This window comes from Perspicuibacillus lycopersici (assembly GCF_025660475.1).
GTDB classification, from domain to species: domain Bacteria; phylum Bacillota; class Bacilli; order Bacillales; family Caldibacillaceae; genus Perspicuibacillus; species Perspicuibacillus lycopersici.
Window position 1 is genome coordinate 454,613 of the sequence record NZ_JAOUSF010000003.1, and the last position, 22,019, is coordinate 476,631.

19 protein-coding genes, 1 other RNA gene and 1 other annotated feature are annotated in these 22,019 nt (G+C 36.1%); of the genes, 1 reads left to right on the forward strand and 19 read right to left on the reverse strand.

The window, feature by feature from the left end:
- Positions 1 to 106 precede the first annotated feature (106 nt).
- The 16 genes from OEV98_RS10340 to cymR all read right to left on the reverse strand — a co-directional run bounded on the left by OEV98_RS10340 (position 107) and on the right by cymR (position 17,435).
- Positions 107 to 1,858, reverse strand: a complete 1,752-nt coding sequence (locus OEV98_RS10340; protein WP_263073197.1) for a peptidoglycan D,D-transpeptidase FtsI family protein — start codon at positions 1,856 to 1,858, stop codon at positions 107 to 109.
- 167 nt (positions 1,859 to 2,025) lie between these two features.
- Complete coding sequence (greA, locus tag OEV98_RS10345) at positions 2,026 to 2,502, reverse strand: transcription elongation factor GreA (protein ID WP_263073198.1); 477 nt, start codon at positions 2,500 to 2,502, stop codon at positions 2,026 to 2,028.
- Between the two features lie 176 nt (positions 2,503 to 2,678).
- Positions 2,679 to 3,314, reverse strand: a complete 636-nt coding sequence (gene udk / locus OEV98_RS10350) for a uridine kinase (RefSeq protein ID WP_263073199.1) — start codon at positions 3,312 to 3,314, stop codon at positions 2,679 to 2,681.
- Between the two features lie 32 nt (positions 3,315 to 3,346).
- A complete protein-coding gene (locus tag OEV98_RS10355; protein WP_263073200.1) occupies positions 3,347 to 3,982 on the reverse strand; it encodes an O-methyltransferase in 636 nt (211 codons plus the stop codon).
- Positions 3,983 to 4,170: 188 nt separating this feature from the next.
- On the reverse strand, positions 4,171 to 5,295 hold the full coding sequence (gene mltG / locus OEV98_RS10360; protein ID WP_263073201.1) for an endolytic transglycosylase MltG: 1,125 nt from the start codon (positions 5,293 to 5,295) through the stop codon (positions 4,171 to 4,173).
- A gap of 338 nt (positions 5,296 to 5,633) precedes the next feature.
- The gene (locus tag OEV98_RS10365; RefSeq protein ID WP_263073202.1) at positions 5,634 to 5,915 is read right to left on the reverse strand and encodes a DUF1292 domain-containing protein; all 282 of its coding nucleotides are present in this window, start codon (positions 5,913 to 5,915) and stop codon (positions 5,634 to 5,636) included.
- Between the two features lie 66 nt (positions 5,916 to 5,981).
- Entirely contained in the window at positions 5,982 to 6,398 is a 417-nt protein-coding gene (gene ruvX / locus OEV98_RS10370; protein ID WP_263073203.1) for a Holliday junction resolvase RuvX, read from the reverse strand.
- On the reverse strand, positions 6,399 to 6,668 hold the full coding sequence (locus OEV98_RS10375) for an IreB family regulatory phosphoprotein (RefSeq protein WP_263073204.1): 270 nt from the start codon (positions 6,666 to 6,668) through the stop codon (positions 6,399 to 6,401). It lies immediately after the preceding gene.
- Between the two features lie 73 nt (positions 6,669 to 6,741).
- Entirely contained in the window at positions 6,742 to 9,375 is a 2,634-nt protein-coding gene (alaS, locus tag OEV98_RS10380) for an alanine--tRNA ligase (protein ID WP_263073205.1), read from the reverse strand.
- A gap of 137 nt (positions 9,376 to 9,512) precedes the next feature.
- Positions 9,513 to 9,740, reverse strand: a binding site (T-box leader).
- A 60-nt stretch (positions 9,741 to 9,800) separates the two neighbouring features.
- Entirely contained in the window at positions 9,801 to 10,892 is a 1,092-nt protein-coding gene (locus OEV98_RS10385) for an AI-2E family transporter (protein ID WP_263073206.1), read from the reverse strand.
- A 99-nt stretch (positions 10,893 to 10,991) separates the two neighbouring features.
- Positions 10,992 to 11,183 (reverse strand): hypothetical protein, encoded by a 192-nt coding sequence (locus OEV98_RS10390; protein WP_263073569.1) that lies wholly within the window; start codon positions 11,181 to 11,183, stop codon positions 10,992 to 10,994.
- 123 nt (positions 11,184 to 11,306) lie between these two features.
- Positions 11,307 to 13,700: an SF1B family DNA helicase RecD2 gene (gene recD2 / locus OEV98_RS10395; protein WP_263073207.1), complete on the reverse strand. Its 2,394-nt coding sequence runs from the start codon at positions 13,698 to 13,700 to the stop codon at positions 11,307 to 11,309.
- A 21-nt stretch (positions 13,701 to 13,721) separates the two neighbouring features.
- On the reverse strand, positions 13,722 to 14,369 hold the full coding sequence (locus OEV98_RS10400) for a tetratricopeptide repeat protein (RefSeq protein WP_263073208.1): 648 nt from the start codon (positions 14,367 to 14,369) through the stop codon (positions 13,722 to 13,724).
- Between the two features lie 162 nt (positions 14,370 to 14,531).
- The gene (gene mnmA, locus OEV98_RS10405; RefSeq protein WP_263073209.1) at positions 14,532 to 15,644 is read right to left on the reverse strand and encodes a tRNA 2-thiouridine(34) synthase MnmA; all 1,113 of its coding nucleotides are present in this window, start codon (positions 15,642 to 15,644) and stop codon (positions 14,532 to 14,534) included.
- Between the two features lie 17 nt (positions 15,645 to 15,661).
- The gene (locus OEV98_RS10410; protein ID WP_263073210.1) at positions 15,662 to 16,807 is read right to left on the reverse strand and encodes a cysteine desulfurase family protein; all 1,146 of its coding nucleotides are present in this window, start codon (positions 16,805 to 16,807) and stop codon (positions 15,662 to 15,664) included.
- A gap of 205 nt (positions 16,808 to 17,012) precedes the next feature.
- A complete protein-coding gene (cymR, locus tag OEV98_RS10415) occupies positions 17,013 to 17,435 on the reverse strand; it encodes a cysteine metabolism transcriptional regulator CymR (RefSeq protein WP_263073211.1) in 423 nt (140 codons plus the stop codon).
- 242 nt (positions 17,436 to 17,677) lie between these two features.
- Here cymR and OEV98_RS10420 point away from each other — a divergent pair, with 242 nt between their 5' ends.
- Positions 17,678 to 18,955, forward strand: coding sequence for a replication-associated recombination protein A (locus tag OEV98_RS10420; RefSeq protein WP_263073212.1), 1,278 nt, complete (start codon positions 17,678 to 17,680; stop codon positions 18,953 to 18,955).
- A 36-nt stretch (positions 18,956 to 18,991) separates the two neighbouring features.
- On the opposite strand, the gene OEV98_RS10425 is transcribed toward OEV98_RS10420, so the two are convergent.
- The 3 genes from OEV98_RS10425 to aspS form a co-directional block, all read right to left on the reverse strand.
- A complete protein-coding gene (locus tag OEV98_RS10425) occupies positions 18,992 to 19,756 on the reverse strand; it encodes a tRNA threonylcarbamoyladenosine dehydratase (protein WP_263073213.1) in 765 nt (254 codons plus the stop codon).
- 229 nt (positions 19,757 to 19,985) lie between these two features.
- A non-coding RNA gene (ssrS, locus tag OEV98_RS10430) (6S RNA) lies at positions 19,986 to 20,172 on the reverse strand.
- A 60-nt stretch (positions 20,173 to 20,232) separates the two neighbouring features.
- Positions 20,233 to 22,011: an aspartate--tRNA ligase gene (gene aspS, locus OEV98_RS10435; protein ID WP_263073214.1), complete on the reverse strand. Its 1,779-nt coding sequence runs from the start codon at positions 22,009 to 22,011 to the stop codon at positions 20,233 to 20,235.
- Between the last annotated feature and the right edge of the window lie 8 nt (positions 22,012 to 22,019).

Here is a 22,019-nt window from a genome sequence, read left to right on the forward strand (position 1 = left end):
ATTTCTCTAACTGTTCTTTAAATATTATTCAATGAATTAACCGTCATGTACAGTAAAAATTACATGACGATTCTTTTACAATATATTACATCCAAAGTAACGATTTTTATTGGTGATCATATTGATATAAATAGTTTACCATATCTTGATAAATTGGGGTTACTGAACCTTCTTCTGATGGTACATCTAATTTTACAATTGCCATTGCATATTTCGGCTTGTCAAAAGGAAAATACCCAACAAACCACTTATTTTCATATTGCATATCCTCTTTTTGATAGGTTTGTGCAGTTCCGGATTTACCGGCAACGTCATAAGGGAGATTTTGCATTAATCTTCCTGTTCCATTTTCATTTACAACCACTTCGCGAAGCAATTGTTGTAGCTTCATCGCTGTATATGGTGATATTTCGTCCCCACCTAACGATTCCTGTGGAAAAGAATAAAGTGTCGAACCATTTTTATATTCAATAGAGGATACTGCACGAACCATTTCTTTCTTTCCGCCTCTAGCTATCGTTGCCATCATATTAGCAGCTCCCAACGGGGTAATTCGAACATTATATTGTCCAATTCCCGTTTGGGCAACGAAATTCGCATCTGAACGTTCTTCGTTTGTTAAAAACACTTGACCTTTTTCTTCATCTGCAAGTTGATGAAAGTCTTTAAAGTGAAAAACATCCCCAGACCAACCGACATTATCCATTAATCCTAATTTACTTGCATACGTTTCAATAATTGTTTCATCCTTTTCCATTAATTCTTGCGCAAGCGTTCCAAATGTGTAATTACAGCTTACAGCAAAGCTATCCGTAAAATTCAATGGTCCATGGTCATATACTTTGTCCTCCGTACCACGTATCGTTTTACTACAATCGAACACACGGTCTGGATTGTTTAAACTGTTATCAATAGCAGCTGCAGCAATTACTGTTTTAAACACGGAACCCGGAATTTGGGCTGTTACCATCAAATTTTTTGCCCCATCATTTGCATACGGGTCTTTTTCATCGATATTCGGACGTGATACGAGGGCAAGAATGGAATTAGTTTCAATATCTAGTAATACTATTCCACCTTTACTTATTTTATGCTTGTCTGCTATTTTTTCTGCCTCATTTTGTATTTCCATATCAATAGTAGTATTAATTTTTACTGGGTAAAACGGATTGGAGGGATCTACATACTTCACATCGATGCCAAATAATGGACCACCTTTGCCATCGACATGGTACACAAGCTTCGTATTTTCTTCCTGTAATAAAAATTCGTCAAAGCTTTTTTGTAACCCGGTGATCCCAATTAATGTATTCAGCGGGATATCTTTATCTGGATAGCGCTCCTTTAGCTGCTCGGGATTCTCCCCTAAAATGCCAATCAACTGGGCAGCTGGCGTTGTTTTCCGCTCAAATTGCTTATGGACAGCAAAAACTCCCGGAATTTGTAGCTCATTGATTGCTTCCATTTGTTCATCTGTTAGCTGAATTGGGTTTTTCCCACCTAAAACAAACGGCTCCTTCGAAGTTTCTAATGCGGCTGTAATTTCTTTCGTAGGAACTCCGATAATGTTCGCTAATTGTTCCACGTCCCAATTCATATTTTTAAGAAATGGAAATAAAACAAGTGATGGCACTGTTTCATACGTTAACGGTTTGTCGTTCCGATCATAAAACTTTCCTCTCCCATTATCAAGAATCATTTCTTGTGAACGTTGTGCCACACTCGCCTCTATTAAATTTATATCTCTATCTGAAAAACTTTTCGTTTCCATTAATTGTATTTGTACTAATCGAATAATTAAAATTGCAATTCCTATTAAAATAAATACTGCCAATCTCTGTACTCTTTTTCGAATCATTTCCCTTCACCCCTTACCATTGTTGACGATATCAGGGGCTTTTAATCGTGTAGTTTTGCGAGAATATTGCAAAAAAAATACCACAGTCACTACAATGCTTCCCCAACAAAAGATTTTAACTATCCATTGGCTGCATCATGTGACTGTGGTTATTATTCAATATGTATTTATTTTACTGCTACAATTTTCACGGAAATTTCTCCACCTGGAGTTTGAACATTCACTTTATCTCCAATTTTTTTGCCCATTAAGCTTTTCGCGATTGGAGAATCATTCGAAATTTTTCCTTCAAATGGATCTGCTTCTGCACTACCTACAATTGTATAGGATTCTTCTTCACCATCTGGTAATTCAATAAAAGTTACCGTTTTTCCTAATGTGACAGTATCAGAATTAGCAGTATCATCTTCAATAATTACCGCATTGCGAATCATTTTTTCTAAAAGCGCAATTCTTCCCTCAACAAAGGCTTGTTCCTCTTTTGCAGAATCATACTCTGAGTTTTCAGATAAATCACCGAAGCTTCGAGCAATTTTTATTCGTTCTACAACTTCTTTACGTTTAACCGTTTTCAGTTGTTCTAATTCTAATTCTATTTTTTCTTTTCCTTCTTTTGTCATTGGATATTGTTTTTCAGCCACCATCATATTCCACTCCTTCTTATTTTCTTCCGTTTCCTTCTGTTTAATACTCACTATGAACTAGTATTTGTTCATAGTGAGAGGTTCATTGGTAATGATTTATTTAACTGGTACTAAACGAAACGGATTATAATTTATAATAAATGAAAGTATTCATTACAATTATTTATGATATTGTGTCACAAAAATGACTTTTGTTCAAGAATAGTTTGAATTTTAGTTACCATTAAGTCAATCGCAACCGCATTTTTCCCACCTTCAGGAATAATTACGTCTGCATATCGCTTCGTTGGCTCAATAAACTGATTATGCATCGGTCTAACTACAGATACATATTGATCGATAACAGAGTCCATCGAACGTCCACGTTCCTTCGTATCACGAAGTAATCGTCTAATAATTCGTAAGTCAGCATCAGTATCAACAAATAGTTTAATATCCATTAAATTGCGCAATCTTTCATCTTCTAATACTAATATACCTTCTAAAATGATAACTTTTTTTGGTTCAACTGGAATTACATCTTTCGAACGCGTATGAATGGTGTAATCATATACTGGTTTTTCAATCGGTTTATATTGCTGTAACTGTTCTATATGGGAAATTAATAAATCATTATCAAAAGCAAGTGGGTGATCATAATTTGTTTGCAATCTTTCCTCAAATGATTTTTCGCTTTGATCTTTATAATAAGCATCTTGCTCAATCATTACAATCGATTGCTCTCCGAAGCGTTCACATATAGATCTTGTTACACTCGTTTTGCCTGATCCTGATCCGCCAGCTACCCCTATAACTACAGGTCTTGGCTGCATACTCGTTCTCCTTTCAAGTTGTACTATTACATCTATTTTTTTATACTAATCGCCATTCCATCACCAACAGGTAAAATTACTGTTTGATAGGCTTGGTTAGTAATTAGCCAATGATTGTATTGGTCTATTTTCTTCGCTAAATTCGCTAATCTTTTGTTTTCATATTGTCCATTATACACAAATCCCCGGAATAAAACATTATCGGTAATAATCACATGGGATTCTGCCATATACGGCTCAAATGCTTCAAAAAATCGCTGATACTGACCTTTAGCTGCATCAATAAACATACAATCAAACGGTGCATATGCTGCCACCTGATCTACAAGGTCAAATGCGTCCCCTTCTAATAGGACAATTTGATCTGCTTTATTTGCCTGATTAATAAATTTTTTCGCATCCGAAATGCGTTTTTCATCACGTTCAACGGTGACAATTTTGGCATCTGTTCGGCTAGCCATTCGCAAAGCAGAATAGCCAATCGCAGCACCAATTTCTAAAATAGCTTTTGGCTTGTACAATTGTAAAAGCAAAAGCAATGTTTCCATACTATATGGGTCCATAATCGGCACATGCTCTTCTTTGGCATATTGTTCCATTTCTTCAAATAGAGGAGACCGTTTAGGGATTTTTTCATACAAATAATCCAATAATTTTTCATTCATCATCGAGTTGGAATCTCCTTCAATGAAAATACATACAAAAACACTCTATATTCATGAAAAAAGAGTCATTATAAAGGACATATTTAGAAAATAGGTCCTTTTAATGACACTTGTACCAGTAAAAAACACTTGAATTATTTTACCATAAAGGAAATAAAAAAGCGATATTTTATCAAAATGTATTGTGAAAATTAGTTCCCGATATATTCATCATATTTTTTATTATGCTCTTCTAGCGTCTCTGAAAATAATACATCGCCAGAGTCGGTTGCTAAGAAATAATAGAACTTAGTGTTTTTCGGATATAGTGTTGCTTCAAACGAGCTTTCCCCTGCATTTGCAATTGGACCAGGAGGTAAGCCTTGGATGACATACGTATTGTATGGATCATCAATTTCGTAGTCTGTGAAGTATAAACGATCCTTATGCTCTCCATATGCATAAATTACTGTAGGATCCGTTTGAAGTGGCATGCCAATATCCATCCGATTGTAAAATACACTTGCGATCGTTTTTCGATCGGTATCTTCCGTTGCTTCTTCCTCAATAAGTGATGACATTGTTAAAAAGGTATGAACGGTCATCTTTTTATTCTTAATATCCGGCATATATTTAGCTACGATGGAATCTGTCTTTTCAATCATCGGCTCAAAAATTTCTTCAATTGCAGGCTTTTCCTCCACATAAGAATAAGTAGCAGGGAATAAATATCCTTCTAACGGGTATTTAATATTTTCCTGGAATACTTCATCGGTAAGCAGATTTGGATATTTATCAATCATGGACTGAATAAATTTTTCATCATTTAAGGTGTTCATTAATTCTGTTTCAGAATAGCCAGTTGCTTTTGACACTATTGCTACTATTTCCTTCAAATTTAATCCTTCTGGTACGGTAATTGCTATTTTTGCATCCTTGTATACCTTCCCGGTTTTTAAGCTTTGAATGATTTCATCTAAGGTCATCGAAGGTGATAATGCGTATGTTCCTGCTTGAAATTCGGCTTCATTTTTAAATTTCACGTAATATTTAAATACCTTTGCATCTTTGATTACGTGCTTGTCCTCTAAAATATTTGCGATTGTAGAGATTCCTGAGCCTAGTGGTATTTCTACCGATATATCTTTATTGCTATTAGCATCTACAGGTTTTAATGCAGCACTAATATACAAATACGTACCCGTTAGTATTCCGGAAACTAACAAGAAGAGAACAATTGTCGTGATAAAAACAATCCGACGGGTAATTTTTGCTTCTTTATATTTTTCTTCTAATATTTGTTGTTTCATTTGATTCTGCTTATCTTTATTCCCCATTAATATCTCCTTTCATAGGAAGAAAGTACGAATGAATGATTTATCGACAAAAAAAATCCTTTTCTGCACCATTATACTATATCATACCTAAATGGCGGAAACTATTTGTTGTTATTTTGCAAAAAATACAAAATCCTATTTATTGCTTACGATAGGAATATAACCTGAAGATGGAAATATGTAAATGACTCGTTCTAATCATTATAACTTCCTTATAATGCGTTCAATGTGATTGTTTCCATGAATAAAAAGAAGTATTACGACCTAAAAAAAACTGACTGGAAGGCGCGTATTTCTACATGCCCTCCGTCAGTTTTTTATTTTATGATTCGATGATTTTATTCTTCTTCATCTTCCGCTAAAAATGTTTCTAGCATTTCTTCGATTAAATCCCATTCTTCGTCGGATTCGATTGGCATTAATTCGCCAGATTCTTCTCCAGGGATGAAGCTTGATGCATGGATGTCGATTTCTCCATCTTCGTCTTCATCTGCACCGATTGGATAGTATAATACATATGATTTACCAAACTCTTCGGATTCAAAAGTAAATAAAATTTCGCAAAGTTGTTCATTTCCTTGCTCGTCTATTACTGTAATATTATTTTCACCATGTTCCATTTAAAAAACCTCCAATATTTGATGCATTACTATATGCATATTTGTTTATTTATCGAAAAGATAGATTTACATTTGGCTATCTAAAAATCCTTGGAGGATCATTACAGCTGCCATTTTATCTATAACTTTTTTCCGCTTTTTCCGGCTAATATCTGCTTCTAGAAGCACTCGTTCTGCCGCCACTGTCGAAAGTCGCTCGTCCCATAGAATAACCGGTAGCTGTACCTTTTTTTCTAGCATTTTGGCGAATTTTTGACTCGCTTCTCCACGTGGTCCAATCGTCCCATTCATATTCTTCGGCAAACCGACTACTACTTTTTCTACACCATACTCTTTAACAATTGCTTCTATTTCTGAAATCCCAAATTGATTTCTTTCCTCATCTATTACTATGGTTTTTACACCTTGTGCCGTCCAGCCTAATTCGTCACTAACTGCGACTCCAATAGTCTTTGAGCCTACATCTAATCCTAATACCCGCATTTAACGTTCCTTTCGATGGTGTTGTAAATATGATTTTACTAACTCCTCAATAATTTCATCACGTTCCAGCTTCCGGATAATGTTTCTTGCATCTTTATGTCTCGGTATATATGCTGGGTCACCTGAAAGTAAATATCCGACAATTTGGTTGATTGGGTTATACCCCTTTTCCTCTAATGCACTGAAAACTTGGAACACGACTTCTTTTACTTCTTGCTCAATAGGCTCCTCTGGAAAATGAAATTGCATCGTTTTATCAAGTGAACTCATAGGAAAAAGCACCTCCATTCGTCAATTGGGACATTTTTGACTTATTATCCTTATTGTACAACACATAGATTCTTTATGAAATCTTTTTTACCCATTCTTTTACAAAGTCGAGTGCTTCATTCAATTTATTTGGATCTTTTCCACCTGCTTGTGCCATATCCGGGCGACCACCGCCGCCACCACCACAAATACTAGCTACTTCTTTCACTAATTGTCCAGCATGGTATTTATTAGTTAAATCTTTCGTTACACCAGCAATAAATTGAACCTTATCTTCTTCTGTTGTTGCCAAAACAATGACACCTGATACTAGTTTTTGCTTTATTTCGTCTAGCATTGTTCGTAATTGGTTGGAATCTGTCACATGTACATGGCTAGTTAATACATTCACACCGTCCACTTGAATGACTTGATCCATTAAAGAATTTGCTTCTGCATTACTTAATTTTGTAGCATAGGACTCATTTTCTCTTTGCAATTCCTTTATTTCTTGATAAAGAGAATCAATTCTAGATAAAACATCCTTCGAATTTGTTTTTAATTTATTAGTTACTGCTTTTAATAGATATAATTGATCATTCATAAATTGATATGCTTTTTCCCCAGTAACAGCTTCAATTCTTCGAGTTCCTGCACCAATACCAGTTTCCGAAATTAGTTTAAATAAACCAATGACCGATGTATTTGGTACATGACAGCCACCGCAAAGCTCTAGAGAATATTTACCTATTCTAACTACACGGACAATGTCGCCATATTTTTCACCAAATAATGCCATTGCACCCATTGCCTTAGCTTCTGCAATTGGTTTGTAACTAATATCTACAGCGAGACTTTCCCAAATCTTTTCATTTACAATTTTTTCGATTCGATCTAGTTCTTCTTCTGTAACCTGTCCAAAATGTGAGAAATCAAAGCGTAAACGATCTGGTTCTACTAATGACCCAGCTTGGTTTACATGAATACCTAGAACATCTTTTAATGCTTGATGTAGTAAATGGGTTGCAGTATGGTTTCTTGTAATTTGTAGACGATTGCTTTCATAAACCTTCGCATTTACTTTCAGACCAGTTTCGATTGTTCCTTCTTCAATAACTGCTCGATGTAGGTTTTGCCCATTTGGTGCTTTTTGTACATCAAGCACGAATAGCTTTACACCAGTTGCAGTGATTTCGCCACGGTCTGCAATTTGTCCACCACTTTCTGCATAAAATGGTGTTTGATCAAGGATGAATTGAACCTCTTGTCCTTTCGTTGCTGTTTGGACAATCTTTCCTTCCACTAATACCGCTTCAATTGTTGCTTCCACTTCTAGTTGGTCATAACCGACAAAATTACTTTCCACTTTCACATTCCCGATATCTCCACCTTGAATTTGCATGGAGTCTACGTCTTGACGAGCCTTTCTTGCTCGCTCACGCTGCATTTCCATTTCTGCCTCAAATCCAGAGTAATCAACTTTAAGACCTTCGTCTAATGCATATTCCTCTGTTAGCTCTACAGGGAAACCATATGTGTCATACAAGCGGAAAACATCCTTGCCATCGATTGTATCACTACCCGTTTCTTTCGCTTTTTTCATTACTTCTGATAAAATTGCAAGTCCATCATTTAACGTTTCATGGAATCGCTCTTCTTCATTTTTCACTACTTTTTGAATAAACTCCGTTTTCTCTTGTACGTTCGGGTAATACTCTACCATTATTTGCCCAACCACTGGAACTAGTTCATGCATAAATGGTCGTTCAATATTAATTTTTTTTGCATAACGAACGGCTCTTCTTAGTAATCTTCTTAATACATAACCGCGTCCTTCATTTGAAGGAAGTGCACCATCAGCTACTGCAAACGTTACTGTCCGAATATGGTCCGCAATTACTTTGAAAGCCTCATCCTTTTCATCTGTCACACCATATTTTTCTCCACTAATTTCTTCCGTTTTTCCAATAATCGGTAAGAATAAATCAGTATCAAAATTCGTTTTCGCATGTTGAATAACAGATGCCATTCTTTCTAGACCCATTCCAGTATCAATGTTTTTCTTTGGAAGTGGTGTATACGTACCGTCAGGATTATGGTTAAATTGAGAAAATACTAGATTCCATACTTCTAAATAGCGATCATTTTCTCCACCTGGATATAATTCTGAATCATTCGGATCATTACCAAATTCTGGTCCACGATCATAAAAAATTTCTGAGTTTGGTCCACTCGGTCCTTCCCCAATATCCCAGAAGTTTCCTTCCAAGCGAATAATCCGTTCCTTTGGAATACCTACTTGCTTATGCCAAATTTCATATGCTTCTTGATCCTCCGGATGTATAGTAACCGATAATTTTTCCGGTTCAAAGCCAATCCAATTTGGACTAGTTAAAAATTCCCAAGCCCATAAAATTGCTTCTTCTTTAAAATAATCCCCAATAGAAAAGTTTCCAAGCATCTCAAAAAAAGTATGATGTCGTGCTGTTTTCCCAACATTTTCGATATCATTCGTACGAATGGATTTTTGTGCATTCGTAATCCGTGGATTTTCTGGAACTACTCTGCCATCAAAGTATTTTTTTAATGTTGCTACACCACTATTAATCCATAGTAATGATGGATCATCATGTGGAATTAATGACGCACTTGGCTCAATTTTATGCCCTTTTTCTTGAAAGAAATCTAAATACATACGACGAATTTCTGCACCGGTTAATGATTTCATTTGTCCTTTTCCTCCTACTTCATTTATTACCATTTTCCATACGATTTAAATAGAAAAAATAAGCAATTAATTACTTCCTGTTGATTGATTTTTGAAAATACATGGAAAAGACAATAAAAAAAGCCCCTCATCCCAAAAGCAGGGACGAAGCGCTTTTCCGTGGTACCACCCTGATTATGAAAGTAAAAATTCGTTATCCTTTCATCACTCAAAACCGTAACGTGGTCTCACGGCAGTGTTTAACTGCACTCGGGATTAGCCTTCTGTTACCCTCCATCTAGAATTCTTTCAGCCAAGGAATTCCTCTCTTAATGCAAAACGCACGTAGATAAGTAATAACATACTCGATCCTTCAATGTATTTTCCGTATAGTAATATATACATGGATTATATTCATGATTGGTAATTTTGTCAAATTAGATTTCTTATGATGTATTGTTTCCATTCTCTTCGAGCGTTTGTTTTTTTACAAATAGCTGATGCCCTTGAATAATCCCTGTTTTAATAATGGCCACTACAGGTACAGCTAAAATAAGTCCGGTTATGCCACAAATTTCTCCACCAATTAAAATCGAGAACATAATTAATAGTGGATGCATTCGCAAGCTTTTTCCTACAATAAAAGGAGAGAGGACATTGCTTTCTAAAAATTGGAGAACAAATATAATTAAGACGACATAGATCACCAATTTATTCGATATCGTGGCAGCAATTATTACTGCCGGGATTGCACCGATAATTGGACCGAAATAAGGTATTACATTTGTTGCTCCAACGATGGAGCCGAGAAGTAATGGATATTTAAGCTTAATTAACCAAAATAAACAAGCAGAGACGGTCCCAATCGTTCCACAAACAATTAGCTGTCCCCGAATATAATTTCCTAATGATTCATCTACTTTTAAAATAAATAACTGCATTTCACTACGCCATTTCCCAGGGATCATCTTCCAAAACACTTGATACAAATAATTACTATCCTTAAGCATGTAAAAAGCGATAAATGGTATTAAAAGTAACAAAAAGAACTTATCTAGCACCCAAAATATAATATTTAATATTCTTTCTACGAGATGCTCAATACCATTATTGACGGCATGCATGCCTTTATCAATTTGTCCTTGTAACCCAAACGGCCAATTTTTCGTTTTTTCCTCGACAAATATCGCCCATTTATCATATTGCTTCATTAATCCTGGAACATTCTCCGAAAGGTCCTTTAACTGATGGACAAAAATTGGAATCCCTTTATAAATAGCAAACCCAAAACCAACAAAAAATAATATGTAAATAATTAGAACACTTAACCATTTTTGTAACCCATTTCGATGGAGCTTTTCTACTAACGGTCGCAGTAAATATGCAATAAACGCAGCCACCACAAATGGAAATAAGGTAGTTAATACTACATGGAGAATCGGATGCCAAAATGGCTTTAGCTTTAAAAAAATAAAAATAACGACAAATAGAAGCAATAAAAAGCCTAATCGATAAAACCACTTTACTTTAATATCCATCATTCTCCCTCCATGTTCATTAGTTTGGAAGGTAATACGTAAAATATACGAAGATAGCTAATGATTAATAATGGACATAAAAAAAACGACGAAGCATGCTTATGCATTAAAGCGTCGTTCTTCTTCGGAAAATAAATCATCTAAGGAGGATAATGAGCCATCCTCTTCCACTTGATGGGTATAAATGATTCCTTTACTGATCGTAAGCTCTATATAACAATTCCAGCAATAATACTGATTTATTCCGATTTTCCCTACATCTTTGCTTCGACAATTAGGACACGCCACAATCATTTGTTTGCACCTCTTTAGATCTCCTGTTTTTCACATATTAAAATATTTAAGATCACTAAAAATTGTGCCCAAATTGACAAAATTTAAACCTTTATACAAAAAATTATAAAAATCTACCAATCAACCTTCCATAAAATCAAATGGACTGATATTTGACATTCCAATCATTGGATCTGTTTTCATTAAAAGCTCTTCAAACGGGAATTGTTCGGTATTAGCAGCTTCGTCCGCTACATTTTTCTCGTTAACATTCATATTTGTGATAGATTCTACAATTCTATCCTTTAATGTCGTGTTACGGCTATTATCATCAGTACGATTGACTGCCATTTGAAATGCATCCATTTCTCCGCATAATATCAATTTTTCCTTACTTCTTGTAACCGCCGTATATAAGAGATTTCTCCGAAGCATACGATAATAGCTTTTTACAATTGGCAATAGGACGACAGGAAATTCACTTCCCTGTGACTTGTGAATACTACAGCAGTATGCTAACGTAATTTGATTTAAGTCTTGTCTCGTATAGGTAATTTCATTTCCATCAAAAGAAACAATTAATTGATCTTGTTTCTCTTCATTTTCTTTTGCAAAGAAAATAGCAACAATTTCCCCCATATCCCCATTGAAAATATTTTTCTCTGGCTGATTGACTAGCTGTAATATTTTATCACCGACCCGATACACAATATCACCAAATGTCAATTCACGTTTCCGACCATCGGGGTTTCCATTTAATATTTCCTGTAACATTATGTTTAATTGATCCACACCCGCAGGACCACGATACATTGGCGCTAAAACTTGAATATCCTTTTTCGAATATCCCTTCTTTATTGCGTGTGTCACTATTTGCTTCACAACCTCGCTCATTTGACCCGTTGAACAAGGAATAAAGGATCGATCCTTTTGCTGTTCCAATAAATTACTTGGAACCTTCCCATTTTTAATCGAATGGGCTAAATCAATAATGGAGGAGCCATTTTCTTGTCGGTAAATATCTGTTAATCGAACAGTAGGGATTCGCTCAGATGCTAATAAATCCTTTAACACTTGACCTGGTCCAACTGATGGCAATTGATCCTCATCACCTACTACAATTACTTGCATATGCTCAGGTAATGCTTTGAATAAATTATGTGCTAACCAAATATCGACCATAGACATTTCATCGATGATGATAATTTTTCCTTCAATTGGGTTATCTTCGTGATAATCAAACGATTCTGTTCCATTCCAGCCTAGCAGTCTATGGATCGTTACGGCAGGGAGTCCTGTTGATTCACTCATTCTTTTCGCCGCTCTCCCCGTCGGTGCCGCTAAAAGAAATGGAAAAACTTCATCCCTTTTATAATCTTTCGGATCCAGTGAACAACCGTGAAGCTCACTATATAGCTCAACTATCCCCTTAATAACCGTTGTTTTCCCTGTTCCCGGACCACCTGTTAAAATAAGCATTGGCGATGTTAATGCTTTTTGAATCGCTTCCCGCTGAGATGGTGCATATTCAATACTTAATCTTTCTTCTAAAGAACCTAATGCAAGTAGAAACTCTGATTCTGGAAATTGATCTTTATATTCCTTTTGTGAAAGAATTCGCTTAATATTATTTACTAGCCCTTTTTCTGAGTAATAGACGGAGGGCATATACACACGATTTTCCTCCACGACTAGTTTTTTCTCTTCTTCCAGCTTTAATATTTCATAAGCAATCGCATTGCTATCTATTTGAATCGGTTGTTTAGATTCTAGTAATTTCTTTACTTCATTGATTAAATGGTCTTTAAGTAAAAAAGAGTGGCCCTCATTCAAACTTTCCACTTCCAGTTTATAGAGACAGCCTGCTTTGATTCGATCGGGATGATTTCCTTGTATTCCTAATTTAGAGCCCAACTCATCTGCTCTACCAAAACCAATTCCCTCGACATCTTCGACCAGGCGATACGGATTTTTCTCAATAATGTGTAACGTTTCTTCCTTATAGCTTTGATAAATGCGCATCGATAATTGCGGACCAAATCCATATTGATTTAATTGCACTAAAATCTTTTCTAAGCCTTGATGTTCAAGTAACGCCTCATAGAGCTCCTTTGCCTTTTCTGGGGAGAGTTTTGGTACAGTATCTAGCAAGGATGGGGATGCCAATATCCGTGAAATTGCATTTTCACCTAAAACCTCGACAATACTTTCTGCAGTTTTTTTACCAATTCCTTTGAACAAATCGCTCGATAAATATTGAATAACTCCTTGCTTCGTTTGTGGCAATTCTTGTTGGAAATGTGTTGTTTGAAATTGTTTCCCATATCTTGGGTGCTCTTGAAATTCCCCATAAAAGGTATAAGATTCTTCTTCGTGTATACGGGGGAAATATCCTGTAATCACTGCCTCTTTCTCTTGAAAATCTTCACTACAATCCTCCACCCGAATTCTTAACACAGTATATAAATTAGTTTCATTATGAAATATCGTGACAATATGTCTTCCCTTAATAAAAGCTTGCTGTGATTCTACCATTGGATTTCCCCCTCCCCTACATTAATTTTCTTCCTCAAGCATTTTTAACCCTTTAATTGCTAATAAATGTGCAGGCTCTAGTTGCACCGCTCTTTCGAAATATTGTCTTGCCTTCTGAAGCTCGTCTAATTTGAAAAAGGCTGCTCCTAAATTATAGTAAGCATCAGCATGCTTTGTATTTTGATGAATCGTTTTTTCAAATTCGTGAATTGCTGTTTCTAAAAGTCCCGATTTCGCTAAGCATAAACCATATTGAAAATGTGCTTCACTATCGGTCTCCTTCAGTTCTACCGCTCGTTGCAAATACGGTAGGGCAAGCCGATCTTGTCCTAATTGAACAATCGACATACCTAACATAAAATAAGTATCTGCATCATCTTTCACAAATGCCAGTGCACGTTCTAAGTATTGGACAGCGAGTTGATATTGTTGAATCTGATAATAGACATTTCCTATTCCATAATAAGCAGAAGCAGCCGATTCATCTAACGAAATGGCCTTTTCAAAAAGCACAATTGCTTTATCAAAATCCTTTATTATGGCGAATAAATTTCCTAAATTTATATAATGGATAGGATTCTTTGGTTCTCCCTCTATTTTTTCCAACAAAACCTGTGCCGCTTCTTCAATATTACCTGATTTTAATAAATTCATCTCTTTCGTATCCATAATCAATTCCTCTATTTTACTGTTATTAAGATTGTTGCTTTATACTAAATTAGCAAATACAGCCTTATTATTACTCTCACATCTATTATATATAAAATAGGCAAAAATGGATAATAGGATCAGCATTTTTACAGATTTCCTGCAAAACACTGATCCTATATATTAGCCTACATATTCTAATTTACTTCCATTTTTAAAAATCTGATCAATTGTACCGCCACCAAGACATTCTTCTCCTTTATAGAAAACAACTGCTTGTCCTGGGGTTACCGCACGAATTGGTTGATCAAAAATCACCTTTACGCGATTACCATCAAGAAATTGTACCTTTACACCATTATCTGGTTGGCGATACCGGAATTTCGCTGTACAAGCAAAATCTTGCATTGGCATATTTTCCGTTGTCCAGCTAATATCCGTTGCAATAATTTCATCCGAATAAAGCGCATCATTATCATAGCCTTGACCAACTAGTAGTACATTTCTTTCTAAATCCTTCCCAACGACAAACCATGGGTCTCCTTGACCACCAATACCAAGACCATGTCTTTGACCAATCGTGTAGTACATTAACCCTTCATGTTTTCCTTTTAATTCCCCAGTTAATGTTTCCATTCTTCCAGGTTGAGCAGGTAAATATTGTCCTAAAAACTCTTTGAAATTGCGCTCGCCAATAAAACAAATACCAGTACTATCCTTTTTCGTTGCAGTAGCAAGACCAGCTTCTTTCGCAATTTCCCGCACATCCTTTTTATCAAGATGACCAATTGGAAACATTACCTTTGAAATTTGCTCTTGTGATAGTTGATTTAAGAAATATGTTTGATCCTTATTTTCATCTTTCCCACGAAGCATTTTATATTCACCATCCATTAGCTTCACTTGTGCATAATGACCTGTAGCTAAATAGTCTGCACCAAGCTTTAGCGCATGGTCTAAAAATGCTTTAAATTTAATTTCCTTATTACACATTACATCTGGATTCGGTGTTCTTCCTGCTTTATATTCATCTAAAAAATAAGTAAAGACCTTATCCCAATATTCTTTTTCAAAATTAACCGCATAATAAGGTATGCCAATTTGATTACATACGCGAATAACATCTTCGTAATCTTCTGTAGCCGTACAAACTCCAAACTCATCAGTATCGTCCCAGTTTTTCATAAAAATACCGATAACTTCGTATCCTTGTTGCTTTAACAAATATGCTGCTACCGAAGAATCTACACCACCACTCATTCCTACTACTACACGAGTGTCTCTCGGTTCCTTCAAATGTAACACCTCCAACCTTAATTATTTGTTAACCGTTTCACGATTTTTGCCGTTTTGCGTGCTACTGTTTCGATTTGTTCGAGTGAATTTCCAAAACCAAAGCTAAAACGAATGGAATTATAAAGCTCACTTGAATCACTACCAAACATTGCCCGTAGTACATGACTTGGTTCTAAAGATCCTGCTGTACATGCAGAACCACTGGATGCTGCAATGCCTTCTAAATCTAAGTTCACTAACATTTGTTCCACATTGATACCAGTAAAACTAATATTTACGACATGTGGTAGCGTATGTTCTGCTAATCCATGAACTCGGAAATCGATTGCCTCTTCCGTCAATATTTCAATAAATCTCGCTTTAAATTGCTTATAACGATTAATCTTTTCAGTCTGTGTTCGCAAACTTTCGGAAATTGCTTTCGCAAATCCTGCAATTGCCGGAACATTTTCTGTGCCCGCTCTTCGTTTTCGCTCTTGTTCCCCACCATAAAGATGTGGTGTCATTTTTGTTCCGTTTTTCACATATAAAAAGCCAATTCCTTTTGGTCCATTCAATTTATGTGCGGATACCGATAGCATATCAATACCCATTTCTTGTACATTTATCGGTATAACACCATATGCTTGTACGGCATCTGTATGAAAATAAGCCGGATGATTTTTTAGCAATTGTCCGATTTCCGCGATTGGTTGAATCGAGCCAACTTCATTATTGGCGAACATTACCGACACAAGAATAGTGTCATCTCGCAATGCTTTTTTCAAATCTTCCATTCGGACAATCCCATACTGGTCAACCGGTAAATACTCTATTTCAAAACCGTTTTTTTCTAAAAACTTACATGTATTAAGCACGGCATGATGTTCGATTTGAGTTGTAATAATATGCTTACCTCTATTTTCATTGGCCGTTGCTGTACCAATTAGCGCTAAATTATCTGCTTCGGTACCACCACTCGTAAAAATAATTTCTGTAAAATCGGCGTGAATCGATTTCGCAGCAGTTGTTCGCGCTTGATCAACAATATGTCTTGCCTCACGTCCAAAATGGTGAATACTGGAAGGATTCCCATAAAACTTTGGCATTAAATCCGTCATTACTTTAATTACTTCAGGATGCATTGGCGATGTCGCTGCATGATCAACATAAATTTTTTCCATGAATAAATTGCACCTACTTTATTTAGGCTGTTTAAAAGCTTCCTTTTTGTAAATACGATGGGTACTATTTTTTCCGTTTGCTTCATGTGATATTAACAAACGATTACAAGCACAGCCTTTATTAAAAAATACTATTATTTGTCCTACCATTTTATTTATAGTATCGACTTTTATCACAGTGATAAACAGTTTATATAAAAATGAATTAAATGTAAAACATATAGCCTTCTTCTGCACTATTATCATCCGAATGTTTCGCTAAATCATCTAATGTCGTGTTTTCTAACACATTTTTTATTGCATTACGAATTCGAATCCATAGTTCTCTTTTTGCTGGCTCCTCATCTTCAATTCCCTCTACTAATTGAAGGGGACCTTCTAACACACGAATGATATCTCCAGAAGTAATAGCTTTTGGTTCTCTTGCCAAAACATAGCCACCATATGCCCCGCGAATACTTTTTACAAGACCTGCATTTCGAAGTGGAGAAACTATTTGCTCTAAATAATGCTCCGACAGATCATTCGCTTTTGCAATCGACTTCAACGGAACTGGTCCTTCCCCGAATTTCTTTGCTAATTCAATCATAATCGTTAGTCCATATCGACCCTTTGTAGAAATTTTCATTGAAACACCTCTTTTCAAACATGAATATATAAATAGAATTATCTCCCGAAAATGTATATACGTATCATTCTCAACCTTAAGCATTATAGCATATTTTGATATGATTAACTACAAGGGCAAGCAGATAGATTCGCCCGCTTCTCTGCTTCTATAATAAAAAGGTTAATTACTTCCAGCTTTTTATCTTTCAGAAATTATGCTAGATTATATGGTAAAGAGACTGTTAAAAAGAGGGAATGACCATGAGTATAAAACCATTAGCATTTCGCATGCGACCTAGAAAAATTGAAGAAATCATCGGTCAGGAACATCTCGTTGGAGAGGGAAAAATAATCCAACGGATGGTAAAAGCAAAAATGCTATCGTCCATGATTCTATATGGTCCTCCAGGAGTCGGGAAAACTTCGATTGCTAGTGCCATCGCTGGCAGTACAGAATATGCATTTCGGATGCTTAATGCTGTAACGAATAATAAAAAAGATATGGAAATTGTTGCTGCAGAGGCAAAAATGAGCGGAAAGGTAATTTTACTTCTCGATGAAGTCCATCGTTTAGACAAGGCAAAGCAAGACTTTCTATTGCCGTATTTAGAAAATGGAATGATCGTCTTAATCGGTGCAACGACGGGCAACCCTTATCATGTCATTAACCCAGCGATACGTAGCCGCTGCCAAATATTTGAATTAAAACCGCTAGAACCTGAACATATAAAAATCGCTTTACGTCGTGCCTTGGAAGATAAGGAACGCGGTTTAGGAAATGATAATGTCGAGATATCAGATGAAGCTATCCACCATTTAGCAAGTACAACGGCAGGCGATGTGCGAAGTGCATTAAATGCTTTGGAGCTTGCCGTCCGCTCAACGGAAGTAAACGAAAATGGGATAATCCATATAACCGTTCAAATTGCAGAAGAATGTATTCAAAAGAAAAGCTTTTCCTTTGATAAAGATGGGGATGGCCATTACGATGCCATTTCTGCCTTCCAAAAATCAATTCGTGGTAGTGATGTGAATGCAGCACTCCATTATTTAGGAAGATTAATCAGTGCTGGAGATTTGCCCAGCATAAGTAGGCGACTGTTAGTTATCGCATACGAGGATATTGGGCTTGCCAATCCTCAAGCTGCTTTTCGTACATTTGCAGCTATTCAAACAGCGGAAAGAATTGGATTTCCAGAAGCACGAATCCCACTGGCAAATGCAGTCATCGAGCTTTGTTTATCTCCAAAATCAAATTCCGCAATAACCGCCATCGATGCAGCACTAGCAGATCTCGAAAAAGGTTTAAGCGGTGAAATACCCGACCACCTTAAGGATTCCCATTATCAAGGAGCAAAGGCACTGGGAAGAGGTGTCGATTATAAATATCCACATGATTATGAAGGTAGCTGGGTAGATCAGCAATACCTTCCTGATTCACTACGTGGGAAAAAATATTTTCAACCTAAAAAATCAGGAAAATTCGAAATCGCACTCGGTCAAGTATATGAGAAAATTAATCAATATAAAAAGGATTGACTAGTATTTAAAAACTAGCAATCCTTTTTTCATTTTTTATTCAGGCTTTACTCGTTGAATCATAATATCTTTTGTGATCTCTCGAACGACATAGGAGGCCATAATTAACCCTACTACAGAAGGAACGAATGCATTAGAGGACGGTGGCATTTTCGCCTTGCGAATTTCTGCATTATCATTCCCTACAACTTGTCTTACGTCTTCCCGAATAACAATTGGGCTTTCATCAGAAAAGACAACTGGAATACCTTTTTTAATTTTGTCTCGTTTTAATTGTTGACGAATCACACGAGCGATTGGATCGGTATGTGTTTTAGAAATGTCGGCAATTTGAAAACGTGTTGGATCCATTTTATTTGCAGCACCCATGCTAGAAATTATCGGAATATTACGTTTCAAACATTCCTTCATAATATGTGTTTTATATGAAATCGTATCAGATGCATCCACAACAAAATCAATGCCATAGGCAAAAATTTCTTCGTAATTTTCCTCTGTATAAAACATTTTTAATGCGATTACTTCACAATCAGGATTAATATCGGCAATCCGCTCCTTCATAATTTCTACTTTTGGTCTCCCAATTGTAGAGAGTAATGCAATAATTTGTCTATTAACATTTGTAATATCGACTACATCTTTATCAATTAAAATTAAACGACCAACTCCAGATCTTGCGAGAGCCTCCGCAGAAAACGAACCTACGCCACCAATACCAAGCACAAGAACAGTTGAATTCTTTAATAACTCTAAGCCTTCTTTTCCTAACGCTAATTCATTACGTGAAAATTGATGTAACATGATAAGTCCACACCCTTGCTATTTTATATAAAATTTTTTTCTAAGCATTAAAAAATATATCATAATCATTTAGAAATGAGTAGATTTTTTCCAAATGCTTTTGTTTTCAATTATTTTAATAGGTAAATAAAAAAGCTTAGATGTTAATCTAAGCCTCACATGTAATGATTTCTCCATAAACACATAAAAAGAAAGTAAAATGGTTTAACCAAAAGACTTCGGTAAAGCAGAGAGTCCCAATCGTGCCGTCGTTTTTCGCCTTTGTTTTGATCCCGCGAATTTGCAGGTGGGTGTTTTGGTCTAAATTTTGCAAGTCCACATGTATAGAGGCATTTGCGCCACTTAGACACGGCAAACTCCCGAAGGCTAACATGTTCGGTCAAAACTCGGTAGGACAACTAACACATCAGGACTCTCTTGATTGACTACATAATAGCATGAAATTCGTTTTCTTTTCAAGCGGAACAGGCTGGTAATTATTGCTTATTTGGTAGCTGTTTTACCGTTAGTTTTAATTCATCTAATTGTGCTGTGCTTACTTCACTCGGTGCATTTGTCAAAATATCACTAGCACTTGCTGTCTTCGGAAATGCAATCGTATCACGTAAATTCGTTCTACCTGCTAAAAGCATAACTAATCGGTCTAATCCTAATGCAATACCACCATGTGGCGGTGTTCCATAGTCAAATGCATCCATTAAAAATCCGAATTGTTCACGTGCTTGTTCATCGGTAAATCCAAGTACGTTAAACATTTTTTCTTGAATATTTCTTTCAAATATACGTAATGATCCACCGCCAAGCTCATAGCCGTTTAGAACAAGGTCATAGGCTTGTGCTTTTACATTACTAGGATCAGTTTCTAATAATGGTAAATCTTCTCGTTGTGGCATTGTGAATGGATGGTGTGCAGCATAATAGCGACCATCTTCTTCGTCATATTCTAATAATGGCCAATCGGTTACCCAAAGGAAATTAAATTTGGACTCATCAATAAGCTGTAAATCCCTTCCTAATTTCGAGCGTAGAGCTCCTAACGCATCAGCAACTACAGACTTCTTATCTGCCACAAATAATAGTAAATCATCAGCTTCTGCTTGTAGTACAGACATTAGTTGGCCAGCTTCTTCTTCATTAAAGAATTTCGCAATCGGACCAGTTAAGCCTTCTGCAGTAACTTTTAACCATGCCAAACCTTTTGCACCATAACGATTAACATATTCTGTTAATGCATCGATATCTTTTCTTGAATAGGCACTAGCACTACCTTTTACATTAATCGCCTTTACTTGTCCACCATTTGCAACAGCATTAGCAAATACTTTGAAGCCAGATTTTTCTACTACTTCGGATATATCTACTAATTCAAGTCCGAATCTTGTATCAGGCTTATCAGAGCCATATCTTGCCATTGCCTCTGCATAGGTCAGGCGTGGGAATGGAGTTGCAAGTTTAATGCCTTTTACTTTTTCCATCACTGTTTGCATCATTTCCTCCATAAGCCCAATAATTTCTTCTTGGCTCATGAAGCTCATTTCCATATCAATTTGAGTGAATTCTGGTTGTCTATCTGCACGTAAATCTTCGTCACGGAAACAACGAGCAACCTGGAAGTAACGATCCATTCCACTTACCATCAATAACTGTTTAAATATTTGTGGGCTTTGTGGTAATGCATAAAATTCTCCCGGATGTACTCTACTAGGAACAAGATAATCCCTTGCCCCTTCTGGCGTACTTTTCGTTAAAATCGGTGTTTCCACTTCTAAAAATCCTGCATCGTCAAGAAAATCACGCATTGCTTTTACTGTTTTGTGACGCAATTTTAATGTTTCATACATCACTGGACGACGTAAATCTAAATAACGATATTTCAATCGCATTTCTTCGGTTACGTCCGAATCATTTTCAATAATAAACGGTGGTGTTTTCGATTCATTCAATATCGAAACTTCTTCACATTTAATTTCGATTTTACCTGTTTTTAATTTAGCATTTTCTGTACCTTCTGCACGAAGGACTACCGTACCTTTTACATCAATAACATATTCGCTACGAATTGATTCTGCAATTTTTAATGCTTCTGTTGATACATCTGGATTAAACACGAGTTGTACTAATCCTGAGCGATCTCTTAAGTCAATAAAAATTAATCCACCCAGATCTCTCCGCTTTTGTACCCACCCTTTTAGCGCTACGGATTCACCAACATTTATTTCTGTAATTTCTCCACAATAATAGGTTCTGCCAAACATTTGTCCAT

Coding starts and splice junctions, on each gene's coding strand:
- OEV98_RS10385 (WP_263073206.1), bottom strand. CDS start 10,892: ATGGATATTAAAGTAAAGTGGTTTTATCGATTAGGCTTTTTATTGCTT.
- recD2 (WP_263073207.1), bottom strand. CDS start 13,700: ATGGTAGAATCACAGCAAGCTTTTATTAAGGGAAGACATATTGTCACG.
- alaS (WP_263073205.1), bottom strand. CDS start 9,375: ATGAAATCATTAACCGGTGCAGAAATTCGTCGTATGTATTTAGATTTC.
- aspS (WP_263073214.1), bottom strand. CDS start 22,011: ATGTTTGGCAGAACCTATTATTGTGGAGAAATTACAGAAATAAATGTT.
- greA (WP_263073198.1), bottom strand. CDS start 2,502: ATGGTGGCTGAAAAACAATATCCAATGACAAAAGAAGGAAAAGAAAAA.
- OEV98_RS10425 (WP_263073213.1), bottom strand. CDS start 19,756: ATGTTACATCAATTTTCACGTAATGAATTAGCGTTAGGAAAAGAAGGC.
- ruvX (WP_263073203.1), bottom strand. CDS start 6,398: ATGCGGGTATTAGGATTAGATGTAGGCTCAAAGACTATTGGAGTCGCA.
- mltG (WP_263073201.1), bottom strand. CDS start 5,295: ATGGGGAATAAAGATAAGCAGAATCAAATGAAACAACAAATATTAGAA.
- OEV98_RS10365 (WP_263073202.1), bottom strand. CDS start 5,915: ATGGAACATGGTGAAAATAATATTACAGTAATAGACGAGCAAGGAAAT.
- OEV98_RS10420 (WP_263073212.1), top strand. CDS start 17,678: ATGAGTATAAAACCATTAGCATTTCGCATGCGACCTAGAAAAATTGAA.
- cymR (WP_263073211.1), bottom strand. CDS start 17,435: ATGAAAATTTCTACAAAGGGTCGATATGGACTAACGATTATGATTGAA.
- OEV98_RS10355 (WP_263073200.1), bottom strand. CDS start 3,982: ATGATGAATGAAAAATTATTGGATTATTTGTATGAAAAAATCCCTAAA.
- OEV98_RS10340 (WP_263073197.1), bottom strand. CDS start 1,858: ATGATTCGAAAAAGAGTACAGAGATTGGCAGTATTTATTTTAATAGGA.
- udk (WP_263073199.1), bottom strand. CDS start 3,314: ATGCAGCCAAGACCTGTAGTTATAGGGGTAGCTGGCGGATCAGGATCA.
- OEV98_RS10400 (WP_263073208.1), bottom strand. CDS start 14,369: ATGGATACGAAAGAGATGAATTTATTAAAATCAGGTAATATTGAAGAA.
- OEV98_RS10410 (WP_263073210.1), bottom strand. CDS start 16,807: ATGGAAAAAATTTATGTTGATCATGCAGCGACATCGCCAATGCATCCT.
- OEV98_RS10375 (WP_263073204.1), bottom strand. CDS start 6,668: ATGAGTTCACTTGATAAAACGATGCAATTTCATTTTCCAGAGGAGCCT.